Source organism: Gemmatimonadales bacterium, from assembly GCA_030697825.1.
Lineage (GTDB): Bacteria > Gemmatimonadota > Gemmatimonadetes > Gemmatimonadales > JACORV01 > JACORV01.
Map to the genome: position 1 here is coordinate 1 of JAUYOW010000159.1, position 4782 is coordinate 4782.

General features: G+C 70.8%; 2 protein-coding genes and 1 tRNA gene. 2 read left to right on the forward strand and 1 reads right to left on the reverse strand.

Translation table 11 applies throughout. The features are described from left to right. Window positions 1-28: 28 nt before the first annotated feature. Window positions 29-102: transfer RNA gene (locus Q8Q85_08795), tRNA-Arg, on the reverse strand. Window positions 103-525: 423 nt separating this feature from the next. Here Q8Q85_08795 and Q8Q85_08800 point away from each other — a divergent pair. Both Q8Q85_08800 and Q8Q85_08805 read left to right on the forward strand, forming a co-directional pair. Continuing rightward, window positions 526-2922 (forward strand): hypothetical protein, encoded by a 2397-nt coding sequence (locus Q8Q85_08800; GenBank protein ID MDP3774351.1) that lies wholly within the window; start codon window positions 526-528, stop codon window positions 2920-2922. Next, window positions 2919-4619, forward strand: a complete 1701-nt coding sequence (locus Q8Q85_08805; protein ID MDP3774352.1) for a sodium:solute symporter — start codon at window positions 2919-2921, stop codon at window positions 4617-4619. The genes Q8Q85_08800 and Q8Q85_08805 overlap by 4 nt, the downstream gene beginning before the upstream one ends. Window positions 4620-4782 lie beyond the last annotated feature (163 nt).

The following is a 4782-nucleotide window of genomic DNA, read 5'->3' on the forward strand; positions in this document are numbered from 1 at the left end:
ACGACGGCGGGGCTTCGTCGCGGATCCATGCGCCGGACAGGAGTCGAACCTGCGACCTCCAGCTCCGGAGGCTGGCGCTCTATCCAGCTGAGCTACCGGCGCAAATGAGACCGGGAATGGGGAATCGGGGACGATTGCCGACTCCCGATTCCCGGTCTGCAGTCGGGGTGGGCGGATTTGAACCGCCGACCTCTCGGAGACCAATACTAGCCGCTGAGCTGGAAACTGCGCAACGGCGGGGCTTCCTGGGCGGCTCTTCAACATCGCAGAGCCCCGAAGCGCCACCGAAGCGCATCACGAACAGCAATCCGAAGAGCAATCGAGCCGGGCGGTTGTGCTGGTGCGGGCCGTTGCGCTCATCCTGGGCCCGGAGCCCGCCGGAGGACGCGCGGCGGGTGTTGACAGAATCGCATCCGCGCATTACCTGAGATCAGAGACCATCGGGCCCAAGTTCATCTTCTTCCCCGGCAGGACGGCCTTGGCACAGACGACCGACCCCGCCGAGCCGGCGCTTGGCGTGCCCCAATGAGCATCGCCGCGCTGCTCCTCGCGCTCCAGGCCCTCGCGCGGGCCGACAGTGTGCACCCCGTGCTCGCCTTTCCGGAGCCGGGGCTCGACGATCCGGCCGCCTACCACGGCTACCAGACCAGACTGTATCGCGACGCGAAGGGGAACGCCCTCCAGGTGTACCTGAATCGTCGCAGCGGGCGCGTGGTCCAGTTATGGGCGGACGCGGCCAACCAGAGCGCCGGCTTCACCGCGCGCGACTCGGGCGGCAGGCCGGCCGCGCTGGTGTGGGGGGCATCGGGCGCGGTGGTGGCTGCGGCCGGTGGGACGCGTTCGCTCGCCTACACCCTCTCGGCGCCGTCGCCGATCGCGATCGGCCTGTTCCTGTTGGGTTCCATGCGCGTCGAGCGGGACTTCCAGTATGCGGGCCGCGATTCGCTGCCCCTCGACGCGCCACCGTTTCCGCAGCCCGAGCTCCTGGACCTGATCGCGAACCTCGAGCGTCTGGACCCGCGCGAGCGCGCGCGCCACCTGACCCTCCTCGGCGCGCGGACCGTCGCCGAGTTGCGCGCGCGGCTCGAGCCCCGCATCGCGCTGCGCGCCGGTCCCGCGTGGGCGGTCCGCGTCGCGCAGCGGAGCTTCGACGGCAAGACGCACTTGTCGCTCGTGCTGGAGGGGGACGGTCGGGAGACCGTGCCCGCGCGTGCCGGCGGCGTGGTCACGATCCGGTCGCGGACGGGTGGCCCGGTCCGATTCACCGTGCGCGTCACCACGGACGCGCCGGCGCTCACGGCGCTCGCGCGCGACGAGATCTTCACCGACGACTTCTGGCGGTTCTACGACGCCGTCCGCGCCGACACCAGTCGTCCCGAGCGGTTCCGCCGGCTCGAGCGCGAGGTGCGTGGCGTCGAGCTCCTGTGCTACCGCGAGAAGGTGATGGCCGGGCTCCCCAACTTCGCGACCTACTTCGGGCGGGATGGGATGATGACGGCGCTCCTCATGGAGCCGGTGTGGAGGCCCGCGATGCGGGAGCACGTGATCGCGAGCGTGCTCCGGAAGCTCGCGCCCGACGGCGACGTGAGTCACGAGGAGGCCCTTGGCGGCCAGGCGATCCGCGAGAACGCCGCGGCCTACAACCGGGTGCTCGACGAATACCGCCGGCGCCGCGCGGCCGGCGACGGGGCGCTCGCCGACAGCGCCCTGGTACGCGCCCGCGCGACGCTCGGCGACCTCCAGGCCGTGCGCGAGAACTACGGGATGGTGGACGACGACTTGCAGTTGCCGGTGCTCGCGGCACGCTATCTCGCGGACTCGACCATGCCGCCCGCCGCGAAACGCCGCTTCCTGCTCGCGCCGTCCGGCGGGCCGGGGTCGCCGCCCCGGCTCGTCGCGTTGCTCCGTAACCTGGCGTTCGTCACCCGGCAGGTGGCTCCCTACGCCCAGGCACCCGTGGCCGCCAATCTCGTCGGCTTCCCGCCGGAAGAGGCAGGCGGCTGGAGGTCGGCCAGCTGGCGGGACTCTCGGGTCGGTTATGCCGGCGGCCGGTTCGCGATGGACGTGAACGTGGTGTGGGCGCCGCTCGCGCTCCGGAGCGTGGCCCGGATCCTCGACGCCCTGGCGCAGCTTGGGCTCCCCACGGACTCGCTCGAGGCGCCCGCGCCCGAGATTCGCGGCTCGCCCCTCGCCTCGTACGCGGGGGATCGGCAGGCGCTGGAGCGCGCGATCGCCACCTGGCGCGGGGCAGCGCGGCATTTCGAGGTCGCGGTGGCGCCGGAGAGCGCCCGTCGTCGCATCGAGGCCAGGCTGAGCTCGCTGCCCGCGCCGGAGCGGCGGCATTGGCAGGGCGTGCTCGAGCGAACCCCGCTCACCGACACGCTGCGCTTTCTCGCCCTGTCGCTCGACGAGGGGGGGCGGCCGATTCCGGTCATGAACACCGACCCCGGCATGCTGCTGCTGCTCGGCGTGCCGCACACCGTCACCGAGATGCTGCGGCCGCTCCTGCTGCCGTATCCCCTGGGAGTGTTCGTCGCGACGCTCGGTCCGCTCGCCGCGAACGACGCCTACGCCCCGCCGGAGGTGTGGGAGATGTTCCGGAACGACCTGTATCACTCGCCACGCGTCGTGTGGGGTCGCGAGGTCAACGTGCTGCTCGCCGCGCTCGCGCAGCGGCTGCTCGCCTCGGACGCCGCGTCGCCCGACGCTCCGGTCCTGCGCAGCGCGCTGCGCCAGCTCCTCGATGCCGTGGAGCGATCGGGGCTGAAAGACCAGGAGCTGTGGAGCTACGAGATCGCGGGCGACACGCTGCGCCCGGCGCGCTACGGATCGAGCTCCGACGTCCAGCTCTGGAATCTGACCGACCTCGCCGTCCAGTACCTGCTCGCGCGCCTCCCCAACCCTGACCCCTCGCGCCAATGACCAACCTCGCTCCGCTGGACGTCCTCGTCATCGCCGGGTACTTCCTCGCGCTGCTCTGGATCTGTTACTGGGCCGCACGCCGAGAGAAGAACGATAGCGCCGACTACTTCCTGGCGAGCCGCGACGTCGGCTGGCTCGCGGTCGGCGGGAGCCTGTTCGCCTCCAACATCGGCAGCGAGCACCTGGTCGGGCTCGCCGGGACCGGGGCGGCGAGCGGGCTCGCGGTCGGCCATTTCGAGTTGCTGGCGTGCCTGATCCTGCTGCTGCTCGGGTGGACCTTCGCCCCGTTCTACCTGCGCAGCGGCGTCTACACCATGCCCGAGTTCCTGGAGCGGCGCTACAACGCCGCCACGCGCTGGTATCTCACGACCGTGTCCGTCATCGGCTACGTGCTCACCAAGATCAGCGTGACCCTGTTCGCCGGCGCCATCGTCGTGAAGGCCGTCACCGGACTCGACATCTGGACGGGCGCCGCGGTGCTCGTGATCGCGACCGGCCTGTACACCGTGGCGGGCGGCCTGCGCGCCGTCATCTACACCGAGCTGATGCAGACCTTCGTGCTCATCCTCGGCTCGGCGGCGCTCCTCGTCGCGGGATTGGCGGCGGTCGGGGGCTGGAGCGGGCTCGAGGCACGCATGCCGTCCGACTTCTTCTCGATGTGGAAGCCCGCGGATCACGCTCAGTTCCCCTGGACCGGGATCGTGTTCGGCGCCCCGATCCTCGGCGTGTGGTACTGGTGCACCGATCAGTACATCGTGCAGCGGGTGCTCGCCGCGCGGAACCTGGGGGAGGCCCAGCGGGGCACCATCATGGCGGGGTTCCTGAAGATCCTCCCCGTCTTCATCTTCGTGCTCCCCGGCGTCATCGCGGCGGCGCTGTACCCGGACATCCGGGGCGGCGCGGCCGACCAGGCCTACCCGACCATGGTGACCCGTCTGCTGCCGCCCGGGCTGAAGGGCCTCGTCCTCGCCGGGATGCTCGCCGCGCTGATGAGCTCGTTGAGCTCGGTCTTCAACTCGTGCTCCACACTGCTCACCTGGGACGTGTACCGGAAGCTCCGACCCGGAGCCAGCGAGCGGCGACTCGTGACCGTGGGCCGCCTGACCACGGGCGTCCTGGTGGTGCTCGGCCTGCTGTGGATCCCATTCATGAAGTACATCTCGCCGCAGCTCTACATCTATCTCCAGAGCGTGCAGGCGTACATCGCGCCCCCGATCACGGCCTGTTTCCTGCTCGGCCTCTTCGTGCCGCGGCTCAACGGGACCGGCGCCATGGCGTCGCTGTGCACCGGGTTCGTGCTTGGCGCGCTGCGGTTCGGGCTCGAGCTCGCGCGCTCGGGGGCAGGGCTGGCGCCCGGGACGGTATGGGAGTGGATCGCGGCGATCAATTTCCTGCACTTCGCCGTCCTGCTGTTCGTCGTCTGCGCGGCGGTGCTGGTCGGCGTCAGCCTGGTGACGGCTCCCCCGGCGCCCGAGAAGATCGCCGAGCTCACCTATCGGGGAGCCGGTCCTGCGGTGCTGGCGCTTCCCTCGGGCGCGCGCCGCACGAACGTCATGCTGTCCGTACTGCTCGCCGCCGCGGTCGGGGTCGTGTGGATCGTGTTCCGGAGAGATCCGCCGTGCCCTCGACTCGAGCGCCGTCTCGCGGGCCAGCCAGCCGCGGTCCAGGCCGACCGCGCACTGCTGTCGCCGCCGTAACCGTCGGCAGGATAACCTTTTCCGCGGCTCGCGGCGGGGCGCATTTCCCATCCCCCCGGGGCTGAGGCGCGGGCCTCCCTTATTCCCGACCTTGACACTACGATTTTGGGCGACAAGATTCACACTACCGCGGCGGAGGTGGTCCGACGCGCTCCCATCGCTC